The organism is Lentibacillus jeotgali, assembly GCF_000224785.1.
Lineage (GTDB): Bacteria > Bacillota > Bacilli > Bacillales > Amphibacillaceae > Lentibacillus > Lentibacillus jeotgali.
This window is the reverse complement of the sequence record NZ_AGAV01000003.1, coordinates 341,395-354,729: the sequence shown is the minus strand read 5'-3', so window position 1 is coordinate 354,729 and position 13,335 is coordinate 341,395. Positions and strand designations below refer to the sequence as shown.

14 protein-coding genes are annotated in these 13,335 nt (G+C 43.3%); 4 read left to right on the top strand and 10 right to left on the bottom strand.

Features of this window, described 5'->3' with window-relative positions:
• The first annotated feature begins 190 nt into the window (after positions 1–190).
• Positions 191–949, top strand: a complete 759-nt coding sequence (locus ON01_RS02315) for a rhomboid family intramembrane serine protease (protein WP_010529404.1) — start codon at positions 191–193, stop codon at positions 947–949.
• Between the two features lie 54 nt (positions 950–1,003).
• Here ON01_RS02315 and ON01_RS02310 read toward each other — a convergent pair whose 3' ends face one another.
• The 3 genes from ON01_RS02310 to cshA form a co-directional block, all read right to left on the bottom strand.
• Positions 1,004–2,443, bottom strand: a complete 1,440-nt coding sequence (locus ON01_RS02310) for a PH domain-containing protein (protein ID WP_010529403.1) — start codon at positions 2,441–2,443, stop codon at positions 1,004–1,006.
• Positions 2,436–2,915 carry a PH domain-containing protein gene (locus ON01_RS02305; protein WP_010529402.1) on the bottom strand — a complete coding sequence of 160 codons (480 nt, stop codon included), beginning with the start codon at positions 2,913–2,915 and terminating at the stop codon, positions 2,436–2,438. The genes ON01_RS02310 and ON01_RS02305 overlap by 8 nt, the downstream gene beginning before the upstream one ends.
• 180 nt (positions 2,916–3,095) lie before the next feature.
• Positions 3,096–4,583, bottom strand: a complete 1,488-nt coding sequence (gene cshA / locus ON01_RS02300) for a degradosome RNA helicase CshA (RefSeq protein ID WP_010529401.1) — start codon at positions 4,581–4,583, stop codon at positions 3,096–3,098.
• A gap of 340 nt (positions 4,584–4,923) precedes the next feature.
• Here cshA and ON01_RS02295 point away from each other — a divergent pair, with 340 nt between their 5' ends.
• Both ON01_RS02295 and ON01_RS02290 read left to right on the top strand, forming a co-directional pair.
• Entirely contained in the window at positions 4,924–5,829 is a 906-nt protein-coding gene (locus ON01_RS02295; RefSeq protein ID WP_010529400.1) for a DMT family transporter, read from the top strand.
• Positions 5,830–5,946: 117 nt separating this feature from the next.
• Positions 5,947–6,801, top strand: coding sequence for a DegV family protein (locus tag ON01_RS02290; RefSeq protein WP_029328953.1), 855 nt, complete (start codon positions 5,947–5,949; stop codon positions 6,799–6,801).
• Positions 6,802–6,841: 40 nt separating this feature from the next.
• On the opposite strand, the gene ON01_RS02285 is transcribed toward ON01_RS02290, so the two are convergent.
• The 7 genes from ON01_RS02285 to ON01_RS02255 form a co-directional block, all read right to left on the bottom strand.
• Positions 6,842–7,555, bottom strand: coding sequence for an alpha/beta hydrolase (locus ON01_RS02285; RefSeq protein ID WP_010529398.1), 714 nt, complete (start codon positions 7,553–7,555; stop codon positions 6,842–6,844).
• A gap of 100 nt (positions 7,556–7,655) precedes the next feature.
• Positions 7,656–8,006, bottom strand: a complete 351-nt coding sequence (locus tag ON01_RS02280; protein ID WP_010529397.1) for a YppG family protein — start codon at positions 8,004–8,006, stop codon at positions 7,656–7,658.
• Positions 8,007–8,087: 81 nt separating this feature from the next.
• Entirely contained in the window at positions 8,088–8,360 is a 273-nt protein-coding gene (locus ON01_RS02275; RefSeq protein WP_010529396.1) for a glutaredoxin family protein, read from the bottom strand.
• Positions 8,361–8,626: 266 nt separating this feature from the next.
• A complete protein-coding gene (locus ON01_RS02270; RefSeq protein WP_010529395.1) occupies positions 8,627–9,514 on the bottom strand; it encodes a YegS/Rv2252/BmrU family lipid kinase in 888 nt (295 codons plus the stop codon).
• Between the two features lie 52 nt (positions 9,515–9,566).
• The gene (locus ON01_RS18470) at positions 9,567–10,325 is read right to left on the bottom strand and encodes a PepSY domain-containing protein (protein WP_010529394.1); all 759 of its coding nucleotides are present in this window, start codon (positions 10,323–10,325) and stop codon (positions 9,567–9,569) included.
• A gap of 96 nt (positions 10,326–10,421) precedes the next feature.
• A complete protein-coding gene (locus ON01_RS02260; protein WP_010529393.1) occupies positions 10,422–11,765 on the bottom strand; it encodes a HAMP domain-containing sensor histidine kinase in 1,344 nt (447 codons plus the stop codon).
• A complete protein-coding gene (locus ON01_RS02255; RefSeq protein ID WP_010529392.1) occupies positions 11,765–12,457 on the bottom strand; it encodes a response regulator transcription factor in 693 nt (230 codons plus the stop codon). The genes ON01_RS02260 and ON01_RS02255 overlap by 1 nt, the downstream gene beginning before the upstream one ends.
• 206 nt (positions 12,458–12,663) lie before the next feature.
• Here ON01_RS02255 and ON01_RS02250 point away from each other — a divergent pair, with 206 nt between their 5' ends.
• Positions 12,664–13,290 (top strand): VOC family protein, encoded by a 627-nt coding sequence (locus tag ON01_RS02250; RefSeq protein WP_010529391.1) that lies wholly within the window; start codon positions 12,664–12,666, stop codon positions 13,288–13,290.
• Positions 13,291–13,335 lie beyond the last annotated feature (45 nt).

The following is a 13,335-nucleotide window of genomic DNA, read 5'->3' as shown; positions in this document are numbered from 1 at the left end:
AATCGCTTTCCTCTCTGCGGAAAATTGTATATCATTATACTAAAATCGCGTATTCTAGTAAGATTAAAATGGTCATACTATAGAATGCAATACTATCATTATATTACCCTGCAGCACCCATTCATAAAACCAAAGCTTAAATGGTTAAATGAAAAGAGAGCATTTTCCGGTAAGGGAGAGAGGAATATTTATGTTCATACGGAACGAACGCAGTATTAAGGAATTTATGCAATTATATCCGGTTGTCGCCTGGCTGATCATTATTCAGCTCGTCCTTTGGCTTCTGACCGGATTTTTGCACACCCCGCTTGGCAACTTGATCAGGGATTGGGGAATGGGTATCAACTTTGCTATTAGCCAGGGACAATATTGGCGGTTGATTACATCGATTTTCCTCCATGCCGGCCTCATGCATGTTCTGTTTAATTCATTTGCTCTTGTTCTATTTGGCCCCGCTCTGGAGCAGATGCTTGGCAAAGTAAAGTTCATCACCGCTTACCTAGGTGCAGGTCTAATCGGCAACCTGGCTACGTTTCTGCTCGGCCCTGCACTTTACTCGCATGTTGGTGCATCGGGAGCGATTTACGGTCTGTTTGGCATTTACGCCTTCATGGTCGCTTTCCGCAAGCATTTGATTGATCCATCAAGTTCCCAGATCATCACAATTATTTTGGTGATTGGTCTGATCATGACATTTGTACGCTCAGGCATCAATATATATGCCCATGTGTTCGGCTTTATCGGCGGTTTTGCGCTCGCACCGCTTATATTGAATAATGTCCGTCCGTATTCACCATGGCTGAGACGGCAATACGTTGACGACGGATCTGTTCAGTTTGACCCAAACCGCTGGCAAAAAAAGAAGCGGAACAAAAAGATTTTCAAAAACGGCCTCTGGATTTTCCTCGGAATCCTCGTCGTACTCGGACTTTTCAGCAGAATATTTTAGAAAATGAACTGACAATCAGTGAACGCTTCCAGCAGCTGATTGTCAGTTGAACAATTAATTTCTCCGCGAATACCAATCTGATAATTCATCAACATGAGATTCCTCAAGGTCCTTGATGGTAAAGTGTGTACCTGTTCCCATTCTCCCAACTATAGAAAGCGTCATGCTGGCCAGATTCTGTAATCGCTGCACTTTATGCTGTTTTTTCTCAAAGGCCTGGACCCGCTTATGATATAGCATGATCGTATTCCTGCTGAACACCCGATGGCGGATTGTCAACCTTTGACCCTGTACGTTAAAACCGCCATCCTTATGCCGGAGCCTGCCCAGGAAGACACCGGCAATCAGCAGTAATACCGGCGCCCAGACAAACGATGGAAAGAAAATAGCCACTGTTGCAACAATCAACACAAACAACACAGAAGACCGCATAATATAAAATTTCCGCGACCGCTTCGGTAATGGTGTCAGCTCATGCAGCCCGGCATAATCAGGCAAAAAGGTTTCCAGAAATGCCTCCACTTCATCCCGCTTCATAATCGGGAAAAGAATTGATGAAAAGTCTTCCCCTTTATTCGCGGAACCACCAGCTATTTCCGCAAACACTGTGACATAGCCGAGCGGCTGTCTGATGATGCTTTCTTGAATACCAACAGCCTGGATTCGTTTTAACGGTATCGTCGATTGCTTTTTTTCCAGGAGACCGCGTGTGATAAACAGCTCATTTTCATTTTTTGTGATGGTAAACTTGCCGTATTTAATCATCGTTCCGGCAATTCCCAGCAGCCAGAATAATAATAAGGCAAAAAAAGCCATTACAATTAAAATAATGATCCCCAACCCGATAACCCATTCCAGTGTCTCATCGAAAAATGACTCCGGAATAAATTGCTCAAGTTCGGAAAAACCGGCTGCTCCCAATGCCAAAATAACACCGATACTACCCGATGTAGTTCCCGCAATAAATAACCGTTTAAAGCTGATTGTTGAAGATGGATTTGTCTTTTCCGCCCACTCACCAGTTTCCTCATGGGGATCATCAGCAGCTTGTTGGTGTGTACCTGATGTTTTCAACTCAGCCCTTATAGCTTCCCCTTCTTCCAACTTAACCGCACTTAGTGAAGCTTCAGCGCTCATGCCGGATCCTGCTGTTTCAATTTGCACCTTTGTCAGTTTAAAAATCCGGTGAATAATGCCTGATGTCAGATCGATTGATTGGATGCGATTTTTGGATATGTAGCGCTTCTTGCGGATAAAAACCCCATATTCGATACGCAGTTCATCATCTTCTATCCGGTAAGTGTAGCGATACCAGGTAAGTACGCTGGCCCCAATAAAGATGACCACTAAACCTGCTAAAATCAGGACAAAATATAATAGTGACTCATCCCTGAATGTAATAAAGCCAAGGATAATGGCAAATAAAAATTCCCTTACTGTTCTAATCAAATTAAAAATAATAGCTGCCGGATGTAATCGTTTCGCTTCAAACATCGTCTTCATCCACCCTTGCCAGTGCCGAAATTCTGTCCCTCAGTTCCGATGCATCTTCTTCCAGCAGAGCAGGAATTTCGTGGGTAGTGGCAGCAGTGGAAATTTCCACACTTGCCAAATTGTATTTTTTTAGAATCGGTCCCTGTTTTGTATCAACATGCTGTACACGGATCATGGGTACAAGCGTGCGCGAAACAATTAATATCCCATGCTGAATATAAATCTCCTGCTCGAACACTTCATAGCGCCATCTTCTCCAACGTACCTTTGGCAGCACAAACACAAATAAAACAGTCGTTATCATACTGATTAGAGCTGCTCCGGCGCCATACCAATAAGAAAATTCAAATATAAATGCCAATACGAAGAGCGCAATCGTTACTAGCCAGATCACCCCTTCAGCGAGTGCAGCCGAAATTTTCCATGCTTTGATGGCATCGGGTGCAATCCGGTTAACCGGTGGCTGTCGCATAATCGTCACTTCCCCCTAATACAGTAAATTAGCTCCATTATCCTATACGAATTTATATTATCAAAGTTTCGATATTTTTAATAGATAATAACTGTCCGGGTTTAAGGATCTCCCTTGTAGAAATTGCAAACAAAAAAAATAAAAAGACCCGGAATACCGACCGAGCCTTTTGCTGTCCTTTTAATTATTCGGTTTGCGGCTGCGGTGCTTCTGGTAGTTCCCTTTTCGATTTCGCCCGCCTTGGTTGCGGCCCCCTTGCTTGCGTCCGCCTTGTCCGCGTTTTCCATAAAATTTCTTGTTCTGTGTTCTACCTTTATTGTTCTTGCCGCCGCGCTGCGCTTTTTTCACGCTGATCGGCTGAACGGATGAAATATTGACAGGAGCATTGCGTCGCTCTTTCGTCATCATTTTAAGGGCAGCAGCCACAACCGTTATCGAGTCATGATCCTGAAGCAGCTCACTGGCGGTTTCCTGATAATCCTGCAGATCCTGCTGGTCAATCTTTTTCCGCAGTTTGTCTGCTGCCGCCTGCTGTTGACCGCGCTTCGCTTCCTGATAAGTCGGAGGCGCCATACGCTTCATTTTACTTTTCGTTACTTTTTCGATTACATTCAAATGGGCGATTTCCCGCGGTGTAATAAATGACACGGCCTCTCCTGTACGACCTGCCCTGCCGGTACGTCCAATCCGGTGCACATAGCTTTCCGGGTCCTGCGGGATATCAAAGTTATAAACGTGGGTTACACCGGAAATATCCAGTCCCCGTGCCGCTACATCCGTGGCTACAAGTACATCGACCCGATTATTTTTAAATTTATTCAAAACGGACATCCGCTTTCCCTGTGTCAGATCCCCATGAATCCCTTCTGCGCGGAACCCGCGTGCCTGAAGCCCGTCGGTGATTTCATCCACACGTTTTTTCGTCCGGCTGAAGACGATGGCGAGTTTAGGTGCATAGAAGTCCAGATGGTTGGTTAAGGTATCGAATTTCTGTTTCTCAGGAACTTCAATAAAATACTGATCGATGTTTTCAACCGTCATCTCTTTAGCTTTCACTTTGACTTCTTTGGGACTTTTCATCAGGTTCGTTGCAATATCACGGATCTCTTTTGGCATGGTTGCAGAAAACAGCAATGTCTGCCGCTCTTCCGGGATGTTTTTCAGGATATCGCGGATATCGTCAATGAAGCCCATGTTCAGCATTTCATCTGCTTCGTCCAAAACAGCTGTCCGAATATTTTCCGTCCGGATTGTTTTGCGGCGCATATGATCAAGCAGTCTTCCGGGTGTCGCGACGACGATGTGCGGTCCATCTTTCAAAGCACGTATCTGGCGTTCCATATGCTGGCCGCCGTATACTGACATAGAGCGTACACCTTTGATTTTGCCGAGTCTGTTCAATTCTTCAGCAACCTGAATTGCCAATTCCCTTGTCGGGGCAACGACCAATCCTTGAATCTTACGTTGCTGCGGATCGATTTTTTCAATCATCGGGATACCGAATGCGGCAGTCTTTCCAGTCCCTGTCTGTGCTTGTCCAATTGCGTCATAACCTTCTATGGCAAGCGGAATCGTTTCCGCCTGAATTGGTGTTGCTTCTTCAAAGCCCATTTTTTGTAATGCTTTCATAATGGCCTGTGAAATATTTAATTCCTTGAATGTTGTCACTTTATAAATCTTCTCCTTTTTCATTTCAATATATCAGTTAACGTATGATAGCTGTAAAAAGAGGCTTTTCCCAGTAATGGAAAAAGGCCTCATCCGTGAACTCTCATCCAAAATAACAGTCATTTTATATTAACACAGTCACTAAGGTAATATCCACTACTTCCTATAATGATTTTTTTATTGGTGCATGATAAAATACATAGAGGCACTTTAACCAGAAGAGGGGTTGCAGGCCCGCTGGTTCGGTCTTTACTGGCAGTTTAATCACTCGCATGGATCTGCTGCTAGTTACATGCGGAAAAGGTTCAATAAACGAAGACGTCAACAAAGGAGGTTATATATGCGGTTCCCTCCGATTAATCCATATATTCCGGTGGTTATCGGTGTCATCTCTGTTTCAACCTCAGCAGTGCTGGTTAAACTGGCGGATCAGGCACCCTCGGCTATTATTGCAAATTATCGCCTGGTGCTGGCAGTACTGATCATGGCACCGTACATCTTGCTGAAAAACCGGGACGAATTTCAATTCATCCAAAAAAGGGACTGGCTGTTCTCAGCATTGGCCGGTATTTTTCTTGCATTTCATTTTATTGTCTGGTTCGAATCCCTGAATTATACATCTGTGGCAAGTTCTGTCGTTCTCGTAACACTACAGCCGATATTTGCATTTTTGGGAACATATTTCTTTTTCAAGGAACGGTTTTCATATGGCGCCATCATCAGTATGATCATTGCACTTCTCGGAAGTGTGATTATCAGCTGGGGGGACTTCCAAATCAGTGGCATCGCTTTGTTCGGCGATATGCTTGCACTAATGGGAGCGGTTTTGATAACAGCGTACTTTTTGATGGGGCAACAGGTCAGAAAACGGCTGTCGCTCATGACCTACACGTTCGTTGTATATGGCATCAGCTCACTAACACTCATATTATATAACCTGATTGCTGGCAATTCCTTTTTCGGATATTCCGCCGATCATTGGTTCATTTTCTTAGCATTAGCGATTTTCCCGACTTTCTTAGGGCACACATTATTTAATTGGGCATTAAAGTGGCTGAGCACGGCAACCATCTCAATGGGAATCGTGTTTGAACCGGTCGGCGCATCCATCCTGGCCTTTTTCATACTGGGCGAGACAATTACATGGTCACAATGGCTCGGCGGCTCAATCGTCCTGTTCGGGTTGTTCCTATTTATCATGAGCACGACAAAGAAGCGAAAAGTCACAATATCGCAGCGGAATTGACTGAAAAAGCATTTTCACTCTTAATTTCGGCGATTTCATCTAATGTTGTCAATTTGCTTTTTACTGCTATTAAAACTGATATAATGAGTACACGACACAATTGGATTGGGTGAAGAGATGCGTATACAATTAATGACCGACGGCGGATCGGACATCCCAAAACGTTTGAATGAGACGCTTGATATAAGGGTTGTACCACTTTATTTGCGTTTCCGGGATGAGGAATATAAAGCCGGCGTGACGATGAATCTGGAAGCATTCTATCAGAAAATGGCCGAAACAGATGAACTGCCACAATCATCGGCACCAAGCCCGAATGATTTTTATGAGGCATACAAACAAATCAGTCCCGATACGCCAATCATTATGCTAAGTATCTCAAAAGGCTTGAGTATCACATATGAAAATGCGGTACTAGCTAAAAATATGCTGCTTGAAGAAGAACCGGACAGACAAATCGAAGTTATCAACTCCAAAACCGCTTCTTGCGGTCTTTCACTGCTACTCCATGAAGCCAAAACAAAAATAGACGAAAATTATACGTCTGAACAACTCGTTAATCATTTATATGAGCGGATTGAGCAGACGAATACGCTGTTTGTTCTGAAAACGCTGGACAACCTGATTCTCGGCGGGCGTCTTGACCGCGTAAAGGGGACAATTGCCAAAACATTGAACATTAAACCGCTGATGCGCGGAAGTGATGAGGGCACCATCGAAGTTACAGAAAAAGTGCGCGGCGATAAAAAATCGATCAGACGGTTTGTTGAACAAATCGATGAATATACCAAAAACGTCGAGGACAAGATTATTACCATGACCCATTGCAACGCTGAAGACCGTGCCAGGAAAGTACTTGCAGACATCCAGGAAAGATACCCTTTCAAGGATGCCTACCTAACAGACATGGGGCCATTGATTGCCACGTATGCAGGAGAAGGCGGCCTGGTTATTTCGTTTTTTAAAAATTAAATCAGTATCGGAGACTGGAGGCAGAAAAAGAGGAGGATGCTCATGAAGTAACTGCACCCTCCTCTTTTCCTCTGGTTAGAAAGTCATAAACCATCTTATTTAGTGTAATGTTGTCATCACCCAGACAAATCAGATGCCTTGAGCGTTCAAAAAAGACGACCTCTTTCTGTTCCGATGTAATTTCCTTATCCAGGTAATAGCCCGTTTTATACGGCACCATCATGTCCTGCTGACCGTGGGCGATCAGGACAGGTGATGTGACTTTGCTTAGATACCGTCGGGTAAACCGGATGAGTTTAAGGAATTCAATATTCGCCTTAAACGGCACCGTTCCCCATTTGCGTTTATAATGTAAATAAAGATTGTTCTGCTTTAGTTTCCCCTTAAACCCGTCAGCGACCACACCTTTAACATCCCGTATAATTTGCCGAAACGATAAATATTTTCCTGATGGCGCGAGGAGGACCAGCTTATCAATGTTATGCTTGGACGCCAGATAAGCCGCTATCATACCGCCCATCGAAAATCCAATCAAATATATCGTGTCCGTTTTCTCGTTTAGCTGCTTGAGTGACTCCTCGGCCGCCGTCAGCCATTTCTCATGTGACACATTATCCAATGCCAGTTCGCTGCCGTGCCCCGGGAGTGTGGGCACTTTAATATGCCAGTCTGTATATTCTCTCAGGTAATCTGCCAGTGGTCCGACTTCATACGGGCTTCCCGTATATCCGTGAATGATAAGACATCCAGTCATGAGAATTCTCCTTAAGATTCGGTATATCTTCATTTTTCCTAAACTGCAATTATTAATTCACACCAAAATAATCCGAAGATGCTGGCATCCCGGACGGTTGTTAAGAATTATCAAATCGGTTAATAATATGACTCGCTTGCTTAATAACAGGTGACATCTGCTGGACTGTGTCTGCTACTTGTCCTGCCGTTGAAAGTATTTTATCAAGGTCGAGTTCACCGTTATGATCCTGAAAATAATACAAGGGATTACTTGACTTAGGCTGATGGGGAGATATTGCTTCTCCATAAGGATTAGCCATCCAATTAGCGGGCTGTTTCGGTTTGGCATACACGTCAAATGCTGTTGGATAATATTGTGCGTTTTCACTGATTGGATTAACTGTATGAGGGTTAAAATTTGCTTGACTGCTGTAGTAGGGCTGCTGATAAGGATAGGGTCTTCTTCGCATAACACACACCTCTTTTAATGGTCTTTCGTTATTATATGAAAAACACCTTAAAATGTGTGATATGCCCCATCCTTGCCTCAGCTAACGCTTAAATGACGTATACGAGTGATATTGATCGGACATACCCAGAACATGTTTAATTTTATTGAACTGTGCACCCAGTACAACTTTTTCATCCACAAATGTTGCAGGCGTACCGAATATCCCCTCTTCCTGAAGGTCACCCAGGTATTCCTTATGCTCGGTTACATTTCGCTCTTTATAATCAATCTTCCATTGATTTAGTTGATTCAGCAGCTTCTCACACTGTGAACTATTTTCACTGGTGTAAACAATCACTTCTTGTTCGTTCACTTAGGATCCCCCTCATTCTATATGGACATGAAATATCCGGTTTTTGATGTATACCCGCTTTGTAACAAATTAAACATACTTATTACAAAATCATGACATAAAAAGCCTTCTTTCACATTTTTGCCGTTATTAAAAAAGAAGCAAACCCTGGATAACAAAAGGTTTACTTCTTAAAAGCTATTCACTAAGCAGAGGTCCCCCGCCTCTATATTACAATTATAATCCACTTTCATCGTTGCCTGCTATGATTGATATCACATTTCAGGCTATTTTTTTATCATCGGGATATGCTTCGGCAAAATTGTTATGTCGTCCGGAGTGGCCGTATCAACTTCCCCGTCCATATCAACTGCTTTTTCTTCAGGGGCTGATACCTTTATCGACGTTGCTTGAAAATGGGTGAGTTCTGTTAGCTGTTGTGAATTGATATCCGGTTTGTTCATTGCCAGTAATTCCCTGAATGAGGCAAGTGTGGAGTTTTTGATGACGAGCACATCCAACTTGCCGTCATTAAGGGTAACTGTCGGCAAAGGCAGTTCCTGTGTGCCGATAAACCTTCCATTCAATATGAGAATCAAAACACCTTCGCCTTCATACTGTTCATGATCAGTTTCAATTTTATACGAAAAGGGCACCGCCTGATTAACCGTGCGCAATGTACTCATAAAATAACTCAGGACACCTAAGTTCTTCTTTTGTTCTGCATCAATATTTAATGATGCTTCCGAAACAAGTCCGATACCCCAAAAGTTCAGAAAATATTTGTTCAACGATTTACCGACATCGACATCCACAACTTCTCCTGTTGTAATTGCCTGTGCTGCCTGGTAGAGGTTTTGCGGTATGTTTAAAGATCTGCTGAAATCATTACATGTACCTCCGGGCAAAACGGCAATCGCCGGCCGGTGATCCAAAGGTGCAATGCTGTTTACACATTCATGAAGTGTACCGTCTCCTCCGAGAATTATCATGATATCCACTTTGGCAGCATATCCCCTAAAGACGCCTTTCGCTTCTTCAATTGATTCCGTCTGGATAACAGTCAGATTCTTGATCGCCTTTGCAAGAACCGGGAGCACCTGTGATAATTTTTGTTCGATATTTTCATTACCGGCAGTTCCATTATAAATAAATAGCCCTTTTTCGTATTTCAATTTGACTCCCCTTCCAAAGCCTGAGAGGCTAATCTAAGCTGATCTGATCGTATTAATTATCGTCTCTGTCATCGTCATCATGATCATCGACGTCGTCACCTTCATGGTCATCATGATCATCATCGTCGTTACCATCAATTTCCATCACCATAATGTTACCAGTATAGGCGTTAACTTCGATTTCAGCCTCTTTCTTTTTAGACTTCATTTTGATTTCATAATATAATTGGCCGTCATCTTCATCGAGTTCCAGTTCAGTAATCGTACCTGAGAATGCACCTTTTGCAATTTTTTCTGCTTCGGCTGTGTCAATAACCGCCGATTCTTGTGACGTGTTATTACTGGTTTCAGCTTTGTTGCTATCTTGGCTTTGGCTTAATTTCATCCGGGTATCGTCCTGGCCGGAATCCTTTTTGTCATCACCGTCGTCATCCCGTGATTTTGCAGCGTTGTCCTGAGCATTGCCCGCCTTGACGGACTTTTTCTCATTGTTAGTGGTTTTGTTTTGATCTTTATCAGTTTTAGCAGCCAATTTCTTATCCAGTTCTAAAACCTCACCCGTGTTGCCATCCAGTTTAATCTCATATTCGTTGCTGCCATCGTGTATTTCTGCTTCATATACTGTCCGGTTGCCTTCTTTTTCCCGTTCCAGTTCGGTAACTTCACCCGGATACTGCGCTTTGATTAAATCCTCAATTTCCTGCCGGTCCATTTTCGGTGATGCTTCTGATGCACTTGACTGAAGCATTCCAAGTCCCAGCGCGGAAATGCCTAGTATTACAGCTAATACAATCCCTATTTTCTTTTTCATGTATTAAGGCCTCCTCATTTTTGTTTTCTGACTATATCATATCCACGGCAAATGAAAAGACACTGTGCAACAGATTAGAAAATAATGAGAAAACCATTAGCCTTTTTGAGAATCTGGGAGCTGCAATTTAAATGTCGATCCTCCCGCTGTACTTGAAACTGTGAGTGTGCCATCATGTGCCTCTGTTATGGCTCTGGCAATGGATAATCCCAAACCGGTGCCTCCTGTTTCCCTGTTTCTCGATTTATCAATCCGGTAAAAGCGGTCGAATATTTTTTCCTGCTCCGCTTCAGGGATTCCCGGTCCATTGTCCTGGACATTCACTTTAATACACTGTGTATCTTGCCTTACAGATATTTTAACTGCACCCCGACTATATTTGACGGCATTATCCATTAAAATATAGACAACTTGCTGCAGCTGATCATAGCTCCCGTTGACTTGAAGGATATCGGCAGTGGTACTGAATGAAATGTCTCTGTCATAGGCCCCTTTAAACGTCTCTGCTGTTGACCGGCACAATTCAACGATATCGAACGGTTCATATACTTCCCGGTCCTTATTTTTGGCCAGCAGCAGCATCTGTTCCACAAGCTTTTGCATTCGATCGGCCTGCGATTCAATGGCTTCTGTGGATTCCTGCAATAATTCCGAATTATCCGCACCACGGCGTTTCATAAACTGGGAATAGCTTTTGACAATTGAAATCGGCGTTTTCAGTTCGTGGGAAGCGTCTGAAACAAACATCTCCTGCTTCTCAAAGTTCTCCCGCAAATGATCAATCATCCGGTTAAACGTGACTTTCATTTCATACAATTCATCTTTTGACTGATCGGTCTCACTGATCTTCTTCCAGTTTCCGTATGTGGTATTTTCCTTCATGGCTGCAGTCAGTTCCTGGACCGGTCTTGTAATGAACCGGGATAAAAAGAAACCCGCTATAATAGTTGGAATAAGCATAATCAGCGAGGCGACAACAAGAACATAAAACAACGTTTCCATTGTGGATGAGTGTCCCGTCAGATGTTTATACACTTGTATAGTAACAACATTGCCATTCTCCCAGATAATTGGTTTGGCAACCGTCGCAAAATCAGGCTGGTCATTCATTTGAATAATGGACCTTGTTTCCGATGTTACATAGTTCGACGGTAATGCGGTATAATCGGCCTTCATCATTTGTGCAACATAAGAGCCGTCCTCCCTGATAACCCGGATCAACCCTTCTGGCGGCAAGAAAGCTTCAAGCATGTCGCTTGTCGACGTATTCGGATTATTATTGAGTGTCTCAACCATTTCATTCGTTTGTGTGCTCAAATCCTCAAGTTCTCTGTCCAGCGATATTGTATGAAATAAGTAATAAATTGACGTATTAACCAGCAAAATCAATACAAGCATAAATAAACTGGAAAACAGTCGGATCTTCACGGAAAGTTTCATCAAGTATATTCCTTTATCGTATAACCGACACCACGTACAGTTTGAATATACGGGGGATCAAATGGTTTATCGACTTTCTGGCGCAAATAGCGGACGTAAACGTCGACCACGTTGGTGTCCCCGAAATAATCAAAGCCCCATACATGTTCAATCAGTTGGTCTCTCGTCAACACGACATTTTTATTTTTCAGCAGATAGACTAAGAGATCAAACTCCCTGGGGGTAAGATCTATAGGCTGTTTAGACCGGCGTACTTCACGGGCATCAACATCCACTGCAAGGTCACCGATACTCAATTCTTCGTGCTGTGGCGCTTCGGCTTTACGGGGCTGGCGGAGCTGCGCTCTGATTCGCGCCAGCAGCTCCTCAATTTGAAAGGGCTTTGTAATATAATCATTAGCCCCCTGATCAAGGCCGTTCACTTTATCATAAACCTCATCCCGTGCTGTCAGTAAAATGATGGGGGTGGATTCATCAAACCGTCGCACACGGCGCAGCACCTCCATCCCGCTCAATTCCGGCAGCATGATGTCTAATAGTACAAGATCCCATTCCTGTTCTGTCAAAAGCTCCAAAGCGCTTTTCCCATTATAGGTTGCGGTCGTCCGGTAGTTTTCATAGTCCAGCTCGAGCTGAAGCACCCGGCTTAGTTTTTCTTCATCCTCGACAATTAATATCTTCGGTTTCTCCATATCGATTCACCCGCTTACATTAGCTCTTTTAGTTACTATATCAAATATTGCCTAAAAAGTGGATGACTGAGGTCGGTCGTTTTTCATTGAAAAAATGAGAATCCAGACTAATGAAAATGTGAACTTCGGGATATACAACCTGAAACAAGTCTAAATGCTTTCTAAAAGAGCCTTTTTGAAATACGATGGCGGCAGGAGGGAAACATATGCTTGCTATTGATCATATTGTCGTTGCTGCCAGAGATCCGGAAAAGGCAGCAAAAGATTTCGGAAAGAAACATGATATTACCGTTACAGAAGGCGGCCGGCACGCTAACTGGGGAACTTACAACTTCCTTGCTTATTTCCGTAACGAGTGCTACATCGAATGGATTGGCATTTTTGATGAAACAACCGCTGCCAGATCTGAAAACCCGTTAATCCATTTGCTTTCCCGGGAGCTTGCGGAGGGGCATGAAGGGCCAATCCAGCTTGCATTCAGAACAGAACAAATGGATAAGGATGTTAAAAACCTGCAGAACCTCAATGTCCCATATACCGGTCCTATACCTGGTAGCCGCAAACGCCCGAATGGAAGTCTTTTGGAATGGCGAATGCTCTTTGCGGAGGCAGAACGGCAGGTTTTGCCCTTTCATATTGAATGGGGAAAAGTGAAAAATACATCGCAGGATCCTAAACAAATAAATGACAAAGCTATCAGTGCAGTCTCTGTATCCGCGACAGACATAGACACGTTCGCTTCCATTTATCAATTGCATTTTGAAAATCAGACAGCCCAGCTCAAAAACGCGGAATTGAAAATTTCTGATGAATTGCGATTCTCGATTGAATAATTTTTATTAATAGGGGGATTAGGTCAAATCATGTGGATAATGGTG